The organism is Phnomibacter sp. (assembly GCF_036803085.1).
Lineage (GTDB): Bacteria > Bacteroidota > Bacteroidia > Chitinophagales > Chitinophagaceae > Phnomibacter.
The window spans coordinates 111688-131290 of sequence record NZ_DAIRUZ010000007.1 but is presented as its reverse complement, the minus strand read 5'-3'; the positions used below and the strand labels follow the sequence as shown (position 1 = coordinate 131290).

Here is a 19603-nt window from a genome sequence, read left to right as displayed (position 1 = left end):
TTGGCTCCCCGTAAATGAAAACGCATTTCAACCCCGGTTTCACCAACCGGGGTTTTTTGTGCCCCTGTATTATCAGCATTGTATGCGAAACAGCCATTGGCTCCCCTGGTTTGATGTTTTCCCATTTGCCAATCCTACGCTAAACCTTCCGGCAAGGCCAAATTGCGGTGCAATAATTGTTTTACCCGTAGCGTCTTTGTAGCCTGCTTGGCCATGGTCGAAAAACAACAGCGGTGTAGCCATTTTTGCATTAGGCTAAATGCAAGAGCAGCAAACTCAATAGCAAAAGGGTGATGATGAAATGAATCCTGTTGTATCAATAGCGGTTGTAATCTGGCTGATTCATGCGCTAATTTATTGATTTACTGCACCAGAACATGGTCGGCAGTGGCAGGGACACTATTTTTACAGTCGCAAACAAATATTTGAAAAACAGCAGAACCCTTTTGGCAAAAGCACTTCGCATATTCAAAAACATTGTCCTTACCATTCTTGCAATTATTGCATTGCTGTGGCTATTGTTGCAAACGCCTGCTTTTCAAAACTGGTTGGCACATACGGCCGCCAAACGCCTGAGTGCACAATTAGGCACTACTGTAAAAGTGGAAAGTGCATACATCGGCTGGCTCAACAGGGTAAGTTTGAAAGGCGTGTACATAGCCGACCAGCAAAAGGACACATTGCTGTCTATTGGTTTGGCGCAAGTCAATACCACCGATTGGCTGATTTGGAAAGACAGCATCACCCTTCACTACCTGAAATTGGAAGACGTGCTCATCCGGCTGCAACGAACAGACAGTACCTGGAACCACAGCTTTTTGAAAAATGCTTTTGGCGGAAAGGGAAGTACTGACAGCACCGCTGCAGCCACGGCAAAAGACAGCACTACGCCTGTGGTACTGCAGCTCGATATTGTTTCTATCAGCAACCTGCGGTTTGAACAACTGGATAAATGGCGTGGTAAAACCCTGATTGGCGGGGTAGAAAAATTGTACCTAAAAGCCAACAAGTTTGATATAAACAATCTTGATTTTGAGATAGCCAAACTCGATTTAGTAAAACCTGAGTACCGCGAATTTAAACGCCAGGGCCTGTGGTCTTCGGCCGACTCTGCCAAATACTGGCGGCGGATAGATTCGCTGGATGCTTTGCGTACTTACCCCGAATCGTGGAACCCCGATGGCATGCGGCTAACTATTGGGGAAGTAAACGTGACGCAGGGGGTGGTTGAAATTTTTAACCGGCATGGGCCAGTGTATACTGCCGGCCTGTTTGACGAAAGAGACATTATTGTAACGCCCATAGATGGACGGTTAAAAAACGTACGGCTCAACGCAGATACACTTACGGCAAAAGTGCAGCTTACAGCCAAAGAAAGAAGCGGACTGGAAGTAAAACGGTTTGAAACCAATCTCCGTTTGCATCCGCAGCTCATGGAATTTGCCAACATGGATTTGCAGCTCAACAAAAGCCGGCTGGGTCCATACTACGCCATGCGCTACACCAGCCTGGATGCCATGGAAGATTTTGTAGACAGTGTGCAGGTAACGGCCATGCTACGCAACAGCACTGTGCACATGGATGATCTTGGATTTTTTGCCACCGAGCTTCGTGGCATTGGCCAGATAGGCACACTTAGCGGCGATGCCACTGGAACAATCAGCAATTTTGTGGTGCAAAATGCCGACTTACGTACGGGCAACAGCCGGTTTACAGGTACCTACAAAATGAAGGGCCTGATTGATATAGACAAAACTGTGATACAAGCCGAAACGGGCGGCTCCCAATTCGATTTGAAAGACATTGAGCCTTGGGCACCGGCATTAAAAGACTTACGGTCTACGCCTTTATACAACGCGGGATTGTTGCAATACAAAGGGCGTTTTGATGGCACCATCAACAATTTTACGACTGATGGGCATTTACAAACAGCAGCCGGTGGAATGGATGCAACCGTGGCGGTGAATATGAATGGCCCGGCCAAAGGATTTGATGGTACTATCCGCAATGCACAATTGAACGGTGCCAGGTTGCTTGGTGTACCTTCTATGGGGATGATGAAGTTTAATGGAAAAATTTCCAGCAATGGTTTTTCTGCTGCAACTCCCATTAAAATGAAAGGAGATGTATCGGCCATTGAGTATGGCGGATACACCTATCACGATATTTTGGCGGACGCCATTTTCGTAAATGAATCGCTGTCTGCCAACCTCTCCAGTACCGATCCAAACCTGATGGCCAATTTTACCACGGTCTTAGATTTCAGAAAGAAAAAACAAAGCTATAATGCCCGTGGTGCTGTAGCGTATGCCAACCTGCATGCACTACAACTTACCAAAGATTCGGTGGTGGTTTCTGGTTTGTTTGATGTTGATTTTACAGGTACCAATATTGATGATTTCAGGGGGTATGCCCGCATTTATGACGCAGAAGTGTACAACAAGCGGCAGCTGTTGAACATCGATTCAATGTACATCCAGTCTTCCATTGATGCCAATAATATTGAAACGCTGATAGTGCAAACAAACGAAGCCGATATCAACATCAGTGGTGATTTCGACATCAGCGATTTGCCCAATGGCTTTCAGGCGTTTTTGCACAACTATTATCCTTCTGTAATAGACAAACCGGCAAAGCTGCCCCGCAATCAGTTGCTCACTTTTTCAATAGAAACAAGAAACGTAGAACCCTTTCTCGATTTCATAGATCCCAAACTGAAGGGACTCAACTATACATCATTGCTGGGCAGCCTCGATACCCGCCAAAATGAGCTGTTGGTAAATTTGGATATGCCCTACCTCGAGTACGGCGGGGTAAAGCTTACCAATACAGCCATCAGGGCAAATGGCAGCAATCAAGCATTGATGCTTACCGGCACCATTGACGAATTACTGGTGAATGACAGCATTGGTTTTCCGAACGCTCAAATGCTCATTAATACAGTAAACGATACCACCAAGGTGCAGTTGACTACCCGCACCAACGGGCCGCTCGGCAATGCATCTATCAACGGTTTTTTCTTTAGCAAACCCGATGGCTTTGAAGCAAGGTTCGAAGAATCGTCGTTTATCCTGAACAATAAAAAATGGACGGTAAAAAGCGATGGCAGTATTGAAATGCGGAAAGGGTATCTCATATCCAACGGGCTGCAGATAGAAAACGATAACCAACGCATTAAGATGTACACCAAACCATCTGACGATGGCTATTGGAATGATGTGTATGTAGATATTGATGATTTTATAATGGGTGATGTTTTGCCCTTTGTAGTAACAGAGCCAAGACTGGAAGGCCTGCTGAGTGCCCGAACTGTTATTCAGGATTTGATGGGTAAACCCTACGTAACCACTGAGTTTGCAGCAAAAAACTTTTATTTCAATAATGATTCTGTAGGAGTGGTTTCAGGTACTGCACAATATGACCATGCAACCAGAATGTTGAAAAGCAAGATTGACTCCCGAAATGAAGGATACGACTTTAGCGGTTTACTTGCCTTAAACCTGAACGATTCGGCCAACGAGCAAATTAATCTTGAAGTAGACTTACGAAGAGAACGTGTAAACGTACTGCGTAAATACCTTGACGGTATATTGGATGATGTGGATGGATATGCTACCGGTAAGCTGGCGTTGAAAGGGAAAATGAATGCGCCATCATTATTGGGCGATGTGCTCCTCAATGATGGCCGGCTAAAAGTAGAATATACACAATGCACATACTGGCTAGCCCCTACGCGGCTGCGATTTGGCGATAATTATATCGACTTCGGAACGGTACAGTTGAAAGATGAAAAAGGAAGAAACGGTACCATGGAAGGATTGATGTACCATCGTTTTTTCGACAGTCTTTCTTTTAATATGCGGATGCGGTCGAATGGCTTACAGTTACTGAATACCGGCAGTAAAGACAACGATTTGTTTTACGGGCAAGCCGTAGGAAAGGCCAGTTTCGACCTGACCGGGCCACTCAATAATCTGAGAATGCGCATTACCGGTGCCACTACAGATACTTCACACATTATTATTGCCAATAAGCTGGGGAAAGAAAGCGGCACAGCCGATTTTATAGTATTCAAACAATACGGCCGGGAGCTGCAAAACGAAGCCGACAGCACAGAAACCAATATTCACATCGAGCTTGATTTAACAGCCACTCCACTATGCCAGATTGATGTGATTATGGATGAAACAACCGGTGACATTATCAAGGCAAATGGAACAGGTAATTTGAAAATAAAAACCGGCACTACTGAAGAAACTGAAATGCGTGGACGCTATCAGATTGAATCTGGCAGTTATAACTTCAGTTTTCAAACCTTATTTAAAAAACCATTTACGCTTGATGGAGGCGAAAACAGCTATATAGAATGGAATGGTAATCCTTACGACGCCAACCTGAATATTGGTGCCCGCTACCGTGCCGTAGGTGTGAGCTTGCGAGATTTAATGGCCAGCGAACAGGGGCAAACGGTGCTGGACCAATCGGCTCAGAATTATAAAGGTGATGTGTATGTAAAAGCAAGGCTAACAGGGTTGCTTAGCAAACCTGATATTGCTTTCGGTATTGAGTTTCCGCAGGGGTCTGCCATGCAAAACAACCTGAGTGCCCAGCAAATGCTGCGGCAAATAGAAAGCGATAAAAGTGAAATGCTGCGGCAGGTAACCTACCTGATAGTATTTAAATCTTTTGCCCCCTACAAAGAAGGGGTGGGAGCCCGCAACCCCGGTACAGATTTAGCGGTGAATACCATTAGTGATTTATTGAGCAACCAGATGGGCAAAATTCTCACCAGCATTATTCAGGAAATAACGGGCGATAGAAGTTTGAATATTGATTTTAGCACAGAAGTATATAACTCAAACTCATTGGTTGGGGGCTCGGTTAATACGCCTACAGGTTACGATCGGGTGAACTTCAACTTTATGCTCAATAAAAGCTATTTCAACAACCGGGTAGTTGTTAATTTAGGTAGCGACTTTGATTTGAACGTACGAAATACCACTACCACTGGCTTTCAGTTTTTGCCTGATGTAAGTGTTGAATTTATACTCACCAATAACCGCAGGTTACGGGCTATTTTATTTAAAAAAGACGCACTGGATTTTGCCGGCCGGCGCAACAGGGCGGGGGTGAGTCTCAGCTATCGCAAAGAGTTCGATAAGCTTTTTTCATCCAATAAAGAAGAGGCGTTAATCTTCCTGAAAAAAACAGCGGACGATAAGTAATGGACAATAAAAAATGAGTACAAAACTGTACTCATTTTTTTATAAAGAAAATAAGGCTGTTATTACTTTTTGTATGCAGCGTTCAATCCTTTTATCACATCATCTGTAATGTTGTAAGTGCTATCAGCAAAATATACAAAGTCGCCGGGCGAACGTGAAATAATGTAAGCATACTTTTTATCGGCATTAAAACTTTTCAGAAAATCAGCAATTTTATCGTTGATTTCTTTCATCATCTTAAACTGCTTCTCTTGCAGGTCTTGAGTGAGCTTAGCTTCCCGCTGTTGCAGGGTCATTTGCATTTGGTTTATTTCTGCTTGTGCAGCTTCGCCTTCTTGCTGGCTCATAGTGGGTGCTTTTGATTGCAGTTGCTGTATGCGCCCCATATAGTTCTTTTTCATGCTACCCAACTCTGCAGTGATGTTGTCTTCATCTTTTTTCAGTTGGTCACGAACGTTTTTCACAAATGCATAATGCTGTTCAATGGAGTCCATTTCAAAATAACCAATTTGGCCATGTGTATGGCTATCGGTTTGGGCTCCGGCACTGACTGGTTTATTACTGGAAGTGCTGCCTGCAAATTGCATTACAAAAAGACCTGCAACCCCTGCGAGAGACAGGATACTTAGAATAGTGGAAACATTTTTCATAGAAAACAAACAAAACTGATTTGCTGCGAATGTAGCAGTTTGGAAGTCACAATGCTGTTAAATCAGGCAAAGCAAAACAAGGCTCTTGGGAACTATGCCTGCATCTTTGCAATATGAAAATACTTTTTTGGTCGGTAGGTGCCCGGCACGATGCCAGCCTGGTAAAGGCAATAGAAGATTTTACCCAAAGGATATCGCATTATTATGCCTGTGAATGGAAGCTGGTTTCGCCCCCAAAAAATGCAGCCAGCATGCCAGTTGCCGATCAAAAAGATGCCGAAAGTGAGCTGCTTTTAAAATCATTAGACCCGGTTGATTATGTGGTATTGCTGGATGAGCGGGGCAAAATGCTGAGCTCTCCTGAATTGGCTGCGGTGATAGAGCAGCGGGCTATCAATGGGGCTAAAAAAATTCACTTCGTCATTGGCGGGGCCTTTGGGGTAAATGATGCCGTTCGAAAAAGGGCCGACCTGGTTTGGCAATTATCTAAGCTCGTTTTTCCGCATCAGTTGGTGCGGCTTATGTTGGCGGAGCAGGTGTACCGTGCCAGCACCATTATCCGGGGCGAAAAATATCACCACATCTAAAAAACGTCTTCAATAAAAAGAAGGTCGGCCAGGTTTTCGCCATTAAACCTGATGGCGAGAATGTCAAACTGGATAAAATTCCACTGCGGATATTCTGCCAGAAAACCTGCCGCTCCCAACTTCATCTGTTGAATTTTAGCCTTGTTTACTTTTAGTTCGGGCAGGGCATCTACAGGAGTATTCAAGGTTTTCACCTCTATAAAATGCAATACGTTATCGCAACTGGCTATAATATCCGTTTCTGTTTTCTTAAACCGCCAGTTTCGGTGTAAAACAGTATACCCCTTTTCCGTCAGGTAATTGCAGGCATAGGTTTCGCCCTTTTGGCCTGTATATTGGTTGCTATGGTTGGCATGTTTTTCCACAATCAGCAAAAACTATTAAAGGTACAGATGGGGTTGGCATTCAAATTGGCCTATTTTTGTCGTCTTCTAAATGGAAATTTAATCAAATGAACAGATCTGTCGCCTTGGTTTTTGCCCTACTGATTGCAATTTGCACCATCTACCGTATTATACCTTACGAAATGCGGCCCGAATGGCTGGGTGCTCCTCAGTTGGCACTGGCTGTATTTGCTGGCAGTGTTATCAAAAACCGCAAAGTGGCTTTCTTACTTCCACTGGCTTCCATGCTGGTGAGTGATGTGCTTATGCAAATATTGAGTTCTTTCGACCCTGCTTTTTACGCTGGTTTTTACAAAGGACAGCTGATTAACTACGTACTTATTTTATCTACTACCGTTATTGGTTTTTTCATCAGCGAACGCAAGCCAGCACAAATTCTGGCGGGTGCCGTAGCCGCTCCGGTTGTATTTTTCCTGCTTTCCAATTTTCAGGTTTGGGCTGCAACAGGCGGCCTTATGCGTAGCAAAACCGCAGCTGGTTTGCTGCAAACCTACATAGACGGCCTTCCATTTTTACGTACCAGCCTCATCGGAACTATATTGTTTAGTGGTGTATTCTTTGGCATCAAAGCCTTACTGGCAGCACCTGCGCAACAGATGGCCAAAGCCTAACCTGGCAGCTATAACTCATTTGAAAGCCACCCCAACGGGTGGTTTTTTTGTGCAAGTTTTGAGCCATCCGCTATCCACCATGCATCCACATTTACAATTTCTTTACAGCCCAGCTGAATTATTCCATGCATTACCTGTACTTTTGCGCCTCGAAATTTTTTAGGGCAAAACCCGCATATTCAATAAAACGACCACAATGGCCGATCTTAAATTCAGACGCAACTTTGGTATTGCCGCTCACATCGACGCCGGCAAAACCACCACTACTGAGCGTATTCTGCGCTACACAGGTATGATCCACCGCATTGGTGAGGTGCACGAAGGTGCTGCCACCACAGACTGGATGGAACAGGAAAAGGAACGTGGTATCACCATCACATCTGCAGCTGTAAGCTGTAAGTGGAACTTTCCTACTGTAAAAGGTAAAGCCGATGCCAACACCAAGGAGTACTCCTTCAACATCATTGATACTCCCGGACACGTGGATTTTACAGTGGAAGTAGAACGCTCCATGCGTGTACTCGATGGTTTGATTGCCCTCTTCTCTGCGGTAGATGGTGTTGAACCTCAGTCTGAAACCGTTTGGCGCCAAGCCAACCGCTACGGTGTACCCCGTATTGGTTTTGTAAATAAAATGGACCGCTCAGGTGCCGACTTCCTCAATGTAGTGAAGCAGGTACGTGAAATGCTGGGTTCAAAGGCTGTGCCTTTGCAGCTTCCCATTGGTGCCGAAGACAGTTTCCAGGGTGTAGTCGACCTCATTAAAATGAAGGGCATCATTTGGCACACGGAAACAGAAGGTATGACTTTCGATGAAATCGACATTCCTGCCGATATGGTTGAAGAAGCTCAACTCTGGCGTGCCCAACTGGTGGAAGCTGTTGCTGAGTACGACGACCAGTTGATGGAAAAGTTCTTCGATAACCCAGATAGCATCAGCGAAGTTGAAATTCATGAAGCCATCCGTAAGGCCACTATCGATCTAAGCATTGTGCCCATGATGTGTGGGTCTTCATTTAAGAACAAAGGTGTACAAACAGCCCTCGATGCCGTTTGCCGCTACCTGCCTTCTCCTGTTGATATTCCTGATACAGTAGGTACCAACCCCGATACAGGCGAAGAAGTACTGCGCAAGCCGGATGTAAAAGAACCTTTCGCAGCTTTGGCTTTCAAAATCATGACTGATCCTTTCGTAGGTCGTTTGGCGTTCTTCCGGTGTTACAGCGGTAAGCTCGATGCCGGTAGCTACGTACGCAACATGCGCAGCGGAAAAAACGAACGTATCAGCCGTATCATGAAGATGTTTGCCAACAAGCAAAACCCCATTGACTTCATCGAAGCTGGTGACATTGGTGCTGCTGTTGGTTTTAAAGAAATCAAAACCGGTGATACCCTTTGCGATGAAAAGCATCCTGTAGTATTGGAAAACATGTTCATCCCAGAACCTGTAATCGCCATCGCCGTTGAGCCTAAAACTCAGGCCGACGTTGACAAAATGGGTATGGCCATTGCCAAACTGGTAGAAGAAGATCCTACACTGCGTGTAAATACCGACGAAGAAACAGGCCAAACCATCCTGCGTGGTATGGGCGAACTGCACCTGGAAATCATCGTAGACCGTATGCGTCGTGAATTCAAGGTAGAAGTTAACCAAGGTGCGCCAATGGTGGCCTATAAAGAAGCCTTCACACATACTGTACAGCACCGTGAGGTTTTGAAGAAGCAGTCTGGTGGTCGTGGTAAGTTTGCCGATATTCAGTTCGAAATCGGACCTGTGGACGAAGAATGGCAAAAAGAGAACCCTGACAAGCACTTCCAGTTTGTAAACGACCTGTTTGGTGGTAGCATTCCGAAAGAATTTGTAGGACCTATCCAGAAAGGTTTTGAAAACAGCATGGGTACTGGTGTTCTTGCTGCTTACCCTGTTGTAAACATGAAAGTTCGTGTATTTGACGGTAGCTTCCACGCAGTTGACTCTGATGGTATGAGCTTCGAATTGTGTGCCCGTTCTGGTTTCCGCGAAGCTGGCCGCAAAGCTAAGCCCGTATTGCTGGAGCCAATCATGAAGGTAGAAGTAATCACTCCTGACCAGTACATGGGTGATGTAACAGGTGACTTGAACCGTCGTCGTGGCATGCTGGAAGGCATGGACAGCCGCAACAATGCTCAGGTAATCAAAGCTAAAGTACCATTGAGCGAAATGTTTGGTTATGTAACCCAACTGCGTTCACTGAGCTCTGGCCGTGCTACGAGTACCATGGAATTCAGCCACTATGCTCCTGCGCCAAACAACATTGCCGAAGAGGTAATAGCCAAGCAAAAGGGCAAGTTGAAGGTTGAAGATTAATTACTTAGGAACGTAATATTCAAAAGCCACTACAATTGTAGTGGCTTTTTTACGTTAAATTCGCAATAGCCCTATGCCCGAATCATCAAAATTCGGATTATGAATCCTTCCATTGAAGGCTTATACTTTGTAGAAAAAACGAGAATTGCTGTGCCGGCAGGAGTCATCCTTCCATCGGCCTTTTTGCGTTTTTTTCATCCTATCAGCGAAAAGGCTGCACGTTTTATCGATAGCAAAGCATTTCAATGCAGCATTCCCAAAAACAAGTTTTTGCTGCGCAGCGGTCAGGTTTGCCCATATTTATTTTTGGTGAGCAAAGGCCTTTTTAGAGGATATATTGTAGATGGTAAGAACGAAGCAACCACTTGGATTACAGCAGAAAATGATCTGGTAGCATCTATCAGTAGCTTCTTCGACCAATCACCTTCCGTAGAGAATATACAGGCTTTGGAAGACTCAGAGCTGATTGGCATACATTTTGATGATTTAGAATTGGCCTATCAAAAATTCCCTGAACTGAACATCGCCGCAAGAAAGGTTTTGCAACAATTGTACCGGCAGGCAGAAGAACGGGCATATTTAGTTCGACTGGCAAAGGCAAGCAGCCGCTACACCTACTTTCAAGAACACCAGCCAGAACTCGTCAACCGGGTTTCGCTCAAGTTCATTGCTTCACACTTAGGAATGACTTTAGAGACCCTCAGCAGACTGCGAGGCTCCATTTTGCGTCCATCTACGGATAATTCTGAAAAAAGTATTTGACAAATGTCAAAAAAATATTCTTTTCAGCACGAATTTGACATTTGTCAAATTCGTATAAATGACTGATTTACAGCTAATTACATTTTTTGCTAATCGAATTGGCATTTTAATACTAAATAATTGCGGGGTTTATGCACTTTTTTATGACCTGTCAATGGTGTTTCTTTACACCAGATTCTGAAGCAAACCCCTAAACTCCTTGTAAGTCGCCTCCCTCGTGGAGGCGATTTTCTTTTCCGGATAGTCCATCCATCATTGCCTTTTTTCTACCTTTTTTAAAAAAGTACATGGCGGCCAAAATCGTAATTATCAAACCTGCTAATGACAGCCACTGAGTGCTTTGGCTGAAAAAAGGTACCCAAGCTGTTTTAAACTGTAGCAATTCTTTCGAAACCAAAACCGCTACACTACCCACATAGCCAGCCGAATCGGCCAGATAAATCAGAAAGCCCACATTGCCGCTTATTTGAAAGGAAGCAATCATCCGCTCGAAATAAATAGAGTTGAAGGGAATATATACCATGTAGAGCCCCATTCCTGTGCCCACCATCCAGGTAAATGCTTCCACCTGCCCGGCCATAAATAACAAACTACTGGCGCCGGTGATAATAAATCCGGCGGCTATCAGTACGTGGGCTATCATAAACGCTTTGCTGCTGTTACGTACAAGGGTGAGGCTGCCTACCATCATCAGTATACCGAGGGTGATGGGTAGTTCTGTTTGAGTGAAGATGGCCGGTCTTTCACCAAATCCCAGTTCCTTCCACATATCAGCGCTAAAATTGTCGCGGATATCCCGGAAGATGGTAGCAAATACGTACACCAGAATAGCCAGAATGAGGCCCGGCCAAAACTCTTTCAATATTTGGCTTCGTTCTAATTGGGTAAGTGGTTTGCGGTGCATTCTTTCTGCTTCGTCCTGCGCAGTAGGAGCAGGAATTTGCTCCATCATCCATACAAATAGCAAAAGGGGAATAGCGAATGCCAAACCTGCTACAAAAGGCACCCACAATTCTGCCACGCCCCAATGCTGCATGAGCCAGCCGCCAATGGATTTTACAAAGCCACTGGAGAAAATAAAACTCACCGCTAAAGCCGCCCCTAAAAAGTCGGTACTTCTTCGGCCTTCTATGTAAGAAAAAACAACACCCCACAGCATTCCTAACGGAAATCCATTGATGGCAGCAAACACAATGTTGTAGGGTGCCGGAAACAGGGCAAATAGCAACCAGGAAAGCCAGGCAATACCCGTGAGCATCAAAATGATTTTCCAACGCTGTTGGCGTTTCATTTCTGCGATAAAACGAATGCCATAAAACTTGGCCAACAAGTAACCAAGCACCTGAGCCACTACAATTAATGTTTTGTACCCTACCCCCCAATATTGAAGGCCATCAAAAGTGGCTACCGTAAATGTTTTACGAAAACCAAAGATCATGGTGTAAGTAAGAAAAGCCGCCATGGCACTAAAGAGTGCAATGCTCAATGGCGACCTTAGTTTCAGTTGTGGGGCTAATGGCAACTGTATGGATTTATGTGGTAAGATATCAGCTAGGGTAACCCGAAACATGACACACTTATCCGCATATGTTGATTAATGCAAATTCATTACCTTACTGCCATGCAAATACCCCAACCAGAACAATGTATTTTCATTGATATTGAAACTGTTTCGCAGCAACCGGACTTTAAGCAACTGCCTGCAGAGTGGCAGTCGTTGTTTGAAGAGAAAACCAGCTGGCTGCAAACGGAAAACTCAACCCCTGAATCGTTGTATCAGGAGAAGGCGGCTATTATGGCTGAATTTGGAAAAATCATTTGTATTAGCGTAGGTTATTTGCGAAAAGATGCAGCCGGCAAGTTTGAACTTCGGTTGAAATCCTTTTATGGCGATGATGAAGCGGTTGTACTTACCATGTTTGTACAATCTGTAGCGCAGTTGATGCAAGCCCGCAAAATGCGGATGTGGTTTGCCGGTCACAACATCCGTGAGTTTGATATTCCATATATCTGCCGCCGTTTGCTTGTGCAAGGTCAAACCTTGCCACAGTGGCTCGATTTTCAGGCTTTAAAGCCTTGGGATGTGCCGCTATTGGATACGCTGCAACTGTGGAAGTTTGGCGATTACAAACATTTTACCTCGCTTAAATTATTGGCAGCCTGTTTGGGCATTGCCTCTCCCAAGCAAGACCTCGATGGTAGCATGGTGGGTAATGCGTACTGGCAAGAAAAAGCATTGGACAAAATAGTTTCATATTGCCAGCGGGATGTACTGACCGTTGCTCAACTCTTGTTGCGTTTTTCGCAGCTGCCATTGCTCAACGATGAACAGGTTGTGGTTCAATAAAAAAGCCGGAGTTATCCGGCTTTTTTATTCGTCTGTTATTTCGGTAAAAGAATGGCGGGTAATGCTTTGGCTTTGTACAAATCATTAAACGCAGGTAAGTCACGATTGATGATTTGGAGTAATTCGGTTTCATAATTTGTCCATGCTGAAAGCAAGGTTTGTAATTGCTTTTTATGGCCTGCAGGAACGATGGGTTGCTGAGCATTGTCTACCCGGCCACGCAGGTCGAGCAGTTCCGCACTCAGCCGGTTGTAATAATTAATGACATCCTGAAATGTTTCCTGCTGGGTAGTAATGATTTGTTTTTCCCATGCATTGATTTTTGCAATCAAGGTTTTGCCGGTTTTTACCAACGTATCCGTATCAGCAATACCTTTTAGTTGTGTGTTCAATTGTTCAACTTGTTGCTTTATCGAACGCATACGTACTACAGATTGATGCATGTTGGTTACTGCAGCATCAATCTGTTTGCAAAACGCATACTGCTCATCAAAAGCATTGGCAGATACTTGTACTCTTGGATCTTGCAACACCTGTAGCGTAGCATCGCTGCTTGTAGTGCCTGCTTTCAAGGTTACGCTATACGTTCCGGGTGGTACACTAGCGCCACGATAATCTGCATTCAGGAATTGGCCTTTGATGCCAGGCAAACTTTCGTGCCGCAAATCCCAATTGAATTTGTGCAGCCCTTCTTCTGTTGGCAGCAAAGGCTCAGGAGCAGGGCCACCAGGGTAGCCACTTACTTCGGCATCATTTTTCCAGCTGTTGTATTGGCGTATGGTGTCGCCTTTTGCATTGCTAATGATGAGGCTAATGCTATCAGTTTTTGATGGTAAATAATAATACAGTGCAGCGCCTTCTGCAGGGTTGGCGCCCACTTGCGGACTGCCGCCGCTCCAGCCTGTTTTCACGGTTGGTTTCGATGTAAACAAAGTAGCGGTTGGCGGCAATTGATCTTGCAGTTGCTGCAAGGGTGAGAGGTCATCTAAAATCCAAAAGGCACGGCCGCTGGTGGCAGCCACCAAATCGTTGTCGGCAATGGTGAGGTCATTGATGGCCACCACTGGCAGGTTGAGTTGGAAACGCTGCCAGACCAGTCCGTCATTCGTGCTGATGTACAGGCCCCGTTCGGTGCCGGCATACAGCAGCCCTTTTTTTACCCGGTCTTCCCTTACTACCCTGCAAAAGTCTCTCGAATCAAAGCCATTGATTTGTTTGCTCCATGTTTTGCCATAGTCGTAGGTAATGAAAACAACAGGAGAGAAGTCATTCATTTTGTAACCTGTGGTAGCAATGATGGCTTTGCCCGGTGTGTGGTAAGATACCTCGATGCTGTTGACGAGTGTTTCGCCAAGACCTGCAGGGGTTACATTGCTCCAGGTGTTACCGCCGTCGCGGGTGAGGTGTACCAGGCCGTCGTCGGAGCCGGTCCATATTTCACCCTGTGTAATAGGAGAGCAGGCAATGTAAGCGAGGGTATTGTACACTTCGCCACCTGCCCCTTCATTGGTAAATGGCGCTCCACCATCGCCTTGTTTGGTACTGTCATTGCGGGTGAGGTCGGCGCTGATTGCTGTCCAGCTTTGGCCAGCGTCGGTGGTTTTGAGCACTTTGTTGCCACCGTGGTAAATAATAGCCGGATTAAACGGATCAGCCACAATGGGGGCATTCCAGTTGAAACGATAGACTTGTTTTTTGGGTATCACCCCTAATCCAATGGTGGGGCTGGCCATCACGTCTTTAGTGCTGCTGAGTTTGCGGTCGAGCACTTCGATATTACCCTGGTAGCTACCACCAAAAACCTTTACCGGATTGTTAGGGTCAAAGGCAAGGAAAGCACTTTCACCGCCGGGGCCAAAAGTCCATTGTTGCCAATCAACGCCCCCAAAGGGGCTTTTGCTGGGAACAATAACGGCAGAATTGTCTTGCTGGCCTGCATACAAGTTGTATGGGAACTGCTTATCGGCGATGACGCGGTAAAACTGTGCGGTGGGTTGGTTTTGCTGGCTGCTCCAGCTGGCCCCGCCATTGAAAGAAATATTGGCTCCGCCGTCGTTGGCGTTAATCATCCTTTTATTATTGGCCGGGTCTATCCACAGCCAGTGGTTGTCGCCGTGTGGCGTGGGCAGGTTGGTAAAAGTTTTACCACCGTCAATCGATTTGAGTGCCGGCGCATTGAGCACATACACCGTGTTTTGATCTTGCGGGTCGGCAAATATTTCAATGTAGTACCAGGCTCGGGCAACGGTTACCCTTGCTTTGCTTGTTTGCGACCATGAGTCGCCGCCATCATCGCTTCGGTAAACGCCACCCAGGCCATCTTCGCTTTCAATATTGGCATACACCCTGCCGGGGTTGGCCCTGCTTACATCAATGGCTACTTTGCCCATGTTGGCAGGCAGGCCTTTGCTCATTTTGTGCCAGCTGTTTCCGCCATCTGTGCTTTTGTACAAGCCGCTGCCCGGGCCACCGCTGCGCACCAGCCAGGGCAGCCTGCGATGATCCCACATGCCGGCATATAAAATGCGAGGGTTACTCATGTCCATACTCAGGTCGGCACAACCAGTATTGTCATCAACAAACAGCACCCGGTCCCAGCTGCGGCCGCCATCGGTGGTTTTGTAAATGCCCCGTTCGGCTGTAGGACCATGAATGGCTCCCTGCGCCGCTACAAACACGATGTCGGGGTTGGAAGGATGAATGCGGATGGCTGCAACGTGCATGGTATTGGTAAGGCCAATGTGTTGCCAGGTTTTGCCGGCATCGGTGCTTTTGTACACGCCATCGCCGGCGGAGGTCATTACACCACGTGGGGCGTGTTCGCCCATTCCCACATATATCACATTAGGGTCGCTTTCGGCTACGGCAATGGCACCCACGGAACCGGTATTGAAAAAGCCATCGGAGATGTTGCGCCAGCTGATGCCGGCATCTTCGGTTTTCCAAACGCCGCCACCGGTGCTGCCCATATAGTAAATGAGCGGTTGGCCCGGCACGCCGCTGCAAGCTACCGAACGGCCCCCACGGGTAGGACCCAGGTTGCGCCATTGCATGCCCTGTAAATGGTCGTTCCAGCTAACTGATGGGGCAGGAGCGGGAGTTGTTTTCTTTTTACTGCTGTTTTGGGCAGTCAGGCTTAAGCAAGCAGCCATCGAAATGGCGAACATCAATACATGTCTCATAAATATGTGATATAGGGAGCTGTAAGTTAATGGTTTGAGTTGAGTGGAGATAGCTGCGTAGTGTATTGCAGCTGATGGGCCCGGGATGTGGAGGGCTTGGCCACGGCCGGCGGGTGCAACCCGTGCCGGCAAGGGGCGGAACCCCGAAGCAGCCCGATATGTAGCTGAGATATGCACAGCAGCTGGTGGCCCCCCAATGGGGATTTGTGGAAAAACTGGCCCGAAAAACAGACATTTGCGGCCGGATTGGTAAAAATGTTTCAAAAAACTTTTGCCTGATAGTTGAATCCCATTACCTTCGCATCCCAATTCGAAAAAAGGGTCTTTGAATTATGAGTCAGCGGATACGTATTAAACTGCAATCTTACGATCACAACCTGGTTGACAAATCAGCCGAGAAAATTGTGAAAACTGTGCGGAGCACAGGTGCTGTGGTAACAGGTCCAATTCCTTTGCCAACACACAAAAAGATCTTTACTGTACTGCGTTCACCGCACGTAAACAAGAAAGCTCGTGAACAATTCCAACTGAACACGCACAAGCGTTTGTTGGATATCTACACCAGCAGTAGTCGCACAGTAGATGCCCTGAGCAAACTGGATTTGCCAAGTGGTGTTGAAGTTGAAATCAAAGCGTAACAGCTGACCAAGTGGGGCGAGGCTCCACATCAGAACAACAAAGCAATCATCTCTCAATCCGGCCAAAGGGACGTGAAAAAAGAGCTCTGATTTTACATAACTCTCACTACCAAGTGAGCCAAACATATGAACAAGCCTTTCAGGGTTTGTTTACTACCGGTACTTCCCCTCTGCAAAACGGCGGAAACAAAGGAAAAGGTCGGTAGCTAAACTGGGATTGAATTCGCTTCTGCGCGGATGTCCTCTTAACTCTGCCGGGCACAAACCGATATCAATGAAAGGTATTATTGGAAAAAAAATCGGGATGACCAGCATATTCGATCCCAATGGTAAGCAAATAGCTTGCACCATAGTAGAAGCTGGTCCCTGTGTTGTATCGCAGGTGAAAACCGCCGATGTAGACGGTTACAATGCACTTCAGTTGGCTTACGGCGAAAAGAAGGAAAAGAATGCTACTAAAGCAGAGAAAAATCACTTCGCTAAAGCACAAACTGCTCCCAAATCATTTGTAAAAGAATTTCGTGACTGTACGCTGGAGAAAGCTCTTGGCGAACAAGTCACTGTTGACATTTTTGCCGAAGGCGAAAAAGTTGACGTTGTGGGTACCACCAAGGGTAAGGGTTTTCAGGGTGTTGTAAAGCGCCATGGCTTCCACGGTGTTGGTGAGCAATCACATGGTCAGCACGACCGCCAGCGTGCCCCCGGTTCTATCGGTAACTCATCTGACGCCAGCCGTGTATTTAAAGGTATGCGTATGGCTGGCCGTATGGGTGGCGACAGGGTAAAAATGAAAGGCCTGAAAGTGGTGAAGATTTTCCCTGAAAAGAATTACATCCTGATCAGCGGATCAGTTCCCGGCCACAATGGTTCAATCGTTTTAATCCAGAAGTAATTGTAAACCGTGCCGGCCCGGCCGGTGAGAAACGAAAAAGTTATGACAATCGAAGTTTTAAATACAGCAGGTCAGAAAACTGGCAGAACAGTTGAGCTTCCCGAAGAAATCTTCGGTACCGAGCCCAATGATCATGTGATTTATCTGGCTGTAAAACAATACCTCGCCGCTCAGCGTCAGGGTACTTCAAAAGTAAAAACCCGTGCCGAAGTACAAGGTGCCAGCCGCAAGCTGCACAAGCAAAAAGGTACTGGTGGTAGCCGTAAGGGTAACATCCGTAACCCATTGTACCGCGGTGGTGGTACCATTTTTGGACCTAAGCCTACTACTCACGACCAGAAGTTGAACCGTAAGGTGAAGGATCTGGCTAAAATTGCTGCTCTGAGCTACAAAGCCAAAGAAAGCGCCATCGTAGTGGTAGAAGACCTGAAGTTCGATGCTCCCAAAACCAAAGCTTTTGCTGGCGTAATGCAGGGCCTGGGTGTAGCAGATAAGAAGACGTTGTTTGTATATCCTGAACTGGATACCAACTTCTACCTCAGCCTGCGCAACATCCCCAACGCTGCTGCTATTGAGCTGGCCGACATCAACACTTACGATATCGTAAATGCTGACGTAATGGTCCTCACTGAATCAGCTGCTAAAATCTTCACCGAAGAAGGTACTGAAGCTTAATTAAGAACCGAATAATTCTGATCGAAATGAAACTGACAGATGTATTAATAAAGCCTGTGTTGACCGAAAAGGTGAACAAGCAAATTGAAAAGAAGCGCAGCTACACCTTCATCGTAGATCGTAAGGCCAACAAGCTGGAGATTAAAAAAGCGGTTGAAGAATTCTACGGCGTAAATGTAACTGACGTGAATACGTTGGTAATGCCCGGAAAAGCAAAATCTCGCTTCACCAAGTCTGGCTTTATCAATGGCCGCAAGCCTGCCAAAAAGAAGGCAGTTGTAACTGTAGCAGAAGGTGAAGAAATTAACCTGTACGGCGAAATCTAATCCACTGCAATTCTAACAAAAACAAGAATGGCAACCAACCGCCGCGAAGTGTTGAAATAAACCAACTCAGAACTAAGAAAAATGGCACTGAAAAAATACAAACCAATGACCGCCGGTACCCGCTGGAAAATTGGTAATGCGTATGCTGAAGTAACCACTAACAAGCCTGAGCGTAGCCTGCTGGAACCAGTGAAGAAATCTGGTGGCCGCAACGCACAGGGCCGTCGTACCATGCGCTATATTGGCGGTGGTCACAAGCAGAAGTACCGTATCATCGACTTCAAGCGTAACAAGCAAAACATTGAAGCAACTGTACTGACTGTAGAATACGATCCAAACCGTACTGCTTTCATCGCTCTGGTAGAATATACCGATGGTGAAAAGCGCTATATCCTGGCACCACAGGGCATTCAGGTTGGTCAGAAAGTAATTTCTGGTCCTACTGTAGCTCCTGAAATTGGCAACTGTCTTCCTATGAAGAACATGCCTTTGGGTACCAACGTACACAATATTGAAATGCAGCCTGGCCAAGGTGGCAAGCTGGTACGTAGTGCCGGTTCTGCTGCTCAGCTTACCAACAAGGAAGAAGCTTACGCTGTATTGAAAATGCCTTCTGGCGAATTGCGCAAACTCCTCATCAATTGCTACGCTACTGTAGGTGTAGTAAGCAATGGCGACCACAACCTCCAGAGCCTCGGTAAAGCAGGTGCAAACCGCTGGCGTGGTATCCGCCCCCGCAACCGTGGTGTGGCTATGAACCCTGTAGATCACCCAATGGGTGGTGGTGAAGGCCGTGCTTCTGGTGGTCACCCACGCAGCCGCACTGGTAAGTACGCCAAAGGTGAGAAGACCCGTACAAAAGGCAAAGGCAGCGATAAGCTGATTCTCCAGCGCCGCGACGGTAAAAAACTGGCTAAGTAATTTGAGAATTGATTTAAGCTTTTACAGAAACCAATT

The 19603-nt window shown here is 46.2% G+C and carries 15 protein-coding genes; 11 read left to right on the top strand and 4 right to left on the bottom strand.

The genetic code is table 11. From position 1 onward, the window contains the following. Positions 1–446: 446 nt before the first annotated feature. Positions 447–5225 carry a translocation/assembly module TamB domain-containing protein gene (locus V7Q13_RS14115; protein ID WP_333801307.1) on the top strand — a complete coding sequence of 1593 codons (4779 nt, stop codon included), beginning with the start codon at positions 447–449 and terminating at the stop codon, positions 5223–5225. Positions 5226–5287: 62 nt separating this feature from the next. Here the strand turns inward: V7Q13_RS14115 and V7Q13_RS14110 are convergent, their stop codons facing one another. After that, positions 5288–5875: an OmpH family outer membrane protein gene (locus tag V7Q13_RS14110; RefSeq protein WP_333801306.1), complete on the bottom strand. Its 588-nt coding sequence runs from the start codon at positions 5873–5875 to the stop codon at positions 5288–5290. Between the two features lie 113 nt (positions 5876–5988). Here V7Q13_RS14110 and V7Q13_RS14105 point away from each other — a divergent pair, with 113 nt between their 5' ends. After that, positions 5989–6462 (top strand): 23S rRNA (pseudouridine(1915)-N(3))-methyltransferase RlmH, encoded by a 474-nt coding sequence (locus V7Q13_RS14105; protein WP_333801305.1) that lies wholly within the window; start codon positions 5989–5991, stop codon positions 6460–6462. Here V7Q13_RS14105 and V7Q13_RS14100 read toward each other — a convergent pair. Next, positions 6459–6827 (bottom strand): YraN family protein, encoded by a 369-nt coding sequence (locus tag V7Q13_RS14100; RefSeq protein WP_333801304.1) that lies wholly within the window; start codon positions 6825–6827, stop codon positions 6459–6461. The genes V7Q13_RS14105 and V7Q13_RS14100 overlap by 4 nt on opposite strands. Before the next feature lie 86 nt (positions 6828–6913). Between V7Q13_RS14100 and V7Q13_RS14095 the strand changes: the two genes are divergently transcribed. From V7Q13_RS14095 to V7Q13_RS14085, 3 genes are all read left to right on the top strand, one after another. Beyond that, positions 6914–7477 carry a DUF6580 family putative transport protein gene (locus V7Q13_RS14095; protein ID WP_333801303.1) on the top strand — a complete coding sequence of 188 codons (564 nt, stop codon included), beginning with the start codon at positions 6914–6916 and terminating at the stop codon, positions 7475–7477. Positions 7478–7673: 196 nt separating this feature from the next. Further along, positions 7674–9824 carry an elongation factor G gene (gene fusA / locus V7Q13_RS14090; RefSeq protein WP_333801302.1) on the top strand — a complete coding sequence of 717 codons (2151 nt, stop codon included), beginning with the start codon at positions 7674–7676 and terminating at the stop codon, positions 9822–9824. 99 nt (positions 9825–9923) lie between these two features. Next, the gene (locus tag V7Q13_RS14085; RefSeq protein ID WP_333801301.1) at positions 9924–10586 is read left to right on the top strand and encodes a Crp/Fnr family transcriptional regulator; all 663 of its coding nucleotides are present in this window, start codon (positions 9924–9926) and stop codon (positions 10584–10586) included. Positions 10587–10776: 190 nt separating this feature from the next. Here V7Q13_RS14085 and V7Q13_RS14080 read toward each other — a convergent pair whose 3' ends face one another. Further along, positions 10777–12072 (bottom strand): DUF5690 family protein, encoded by a 1296-nt coding sequence (locus V7Q13_RS14080; protein ID WP_333801300.1) that lies wholly within the window; start codon positions 12070–12072, stop codon positions 10777–10779. 111 nt (positions 12073–12183) lie between these two features. Between V7Q13_RS14080 and V7Q13_RS14075 the strand changes: the two genes are divergently transcribed. After that, a complete protein-coding gene (locus V7Q13_RS14075; protein WP_333801299.1) occupies positions 12184–12933 on the top strand; it encodes a ribonuclease H-like domain-containing protein in 750 nt (249 codons plus the stop codon). A gap of 35 nt (positions 12934–12968) precedes the next feature. Here the strand turns inward: V7Q13_RS14075 and V7Q13_RS14070 are convergent, their stop codons facing one another. Then, the gene (locus V7Q13_RS14070) at positions 12969–16115 is read right to left on the bottom strand and encodes a VPS10 domain-containing protein (RefSeq protein ID WP_333801298.1); all 3147 of its coding nucleotides are present in this window, start codon (positions 16113–16115) and stop codon (positions 12969–12971) included. Positions 16116–16447: 332 nt separating this feature from the next. On the opposite strand from V7Q13_RS14070, the gene rpsJ reads away from it, so the two are divergent. The 5 genes from rpsJ (at position 16448) to rplB (ending at position 19567) form a co-directional block, all read left to right on the top strand. After that, positions 16448–16753 (top strand): 30S ribosomal protein S10, encoded by a 306-nt coding sequence (gene rpsJ / locus V7Q13_RS14065; protein ID WP_157479374.1) that lies wholly within the window; start codon positions 16448–16450, stop codon positions 16751–16753. 274 nt (positions 16754–17027) lie between these two features. Further along, complete coding sequence (gene rplC / locus V7Q13_RS14060; RefSeq protein ID WP_333801297.1) at positions 17028–17645, top strand: 50S ribosomal protein L3; 618 nt, start codon at positions 17028–17030, stop codon at positions 17643–17645. A gap of 42 nt (positions 17646–17687) precedes the next feature. Continuing rightward, positions 17688–18320, top strand: a complete 633-nt coding sequence (gene rplD, locus V7Q13_RS14055; protein WP_333801296.1) for a 50S ribosomal protein L4 — start codon at positions 17688–17690, stop codon at positions 18318–18320. Between the two features lie 26 nt (positions 18321–18346). Then, positions 18347–18646 carry a 50S ribosomal protein L23 gene (gene rplW, locus V7Q13_RS14050; protein WP_157479372.1) on the top strand — a complete coding sequence of 100 codons (300 nt, stop codon included), beginning with the start codon at positions 18347–18349 and terminating at the stop codon, positions 18644–18646. Positions 18647–18727: 81 nt separating this feature from the next. Continuing rightward, positions 18728–19567 (top strand): 50S ribosomal protein L2, encoded by an 840-nt coding sequence (rplB, locus tag V7Q13_RS14045; RefSeq protein ID WP_157479371.1) that lies wholly within the window; start codon positions 18728–18730, stop codon positions 19565–19567. Positions 19568–19603 lie beyond the last annotated feature (36 nt).